The following is a 298-nucleotide window of genomic DNA, read 5'->3' as shown; positions in this document are numbered from 1 at the left end:
GTCCGACTATCACGTACAGGCTCTTCCCATTTCGCTCGCCGCTACTTTGGGAATCTCGGTTGATTTCTTTTCCTGCAGCTACTTAGATGTTTCAGTTCGCCGCGTTCGCCTTGCATACCTATGTATTCAGTATGCAATACCCTAAAAGGGTGGGTTGCCCCATTCGGAAATCTGCGGATCAAAGTGTGTTTGCTCACTCCCCGCAGCTTATCGCAAGCTACTACGTCCTTCATCGCCTGTAATCGCCAAGGCATCCACCATGTGCACTTATTCGCTTGTCCCTATAACGTTAGCCTCT

At 49.7% G+C, this 298-nt stretch carries 1 rRNA gene; it reads right to left on the bottom strand.

Annotated features, from left to right (window positions below):
- Window positions 1-281 (bottom strand): 23S ribosomal RNA (locus tag VM94_RS00005); the annotation flags it as partial.
- Window positions 282-298 lie beyond the last annotated feature (17 nt).

Source organism: Janthinobacterium sp. KBS0711 (assembly GCF_000988085.1).
GTDB classification, from domain to species: domain Bacteria; phylum Pseudomonadota; class Gammaproteobacteria; order Burkholderiales; family Burkholderiaceae_D; genus Janthinobacterium; species Janthinobacterium lividum_E.
This window is presented reverse-complemented; position numbering and strand designations above follow the sequence as displayed.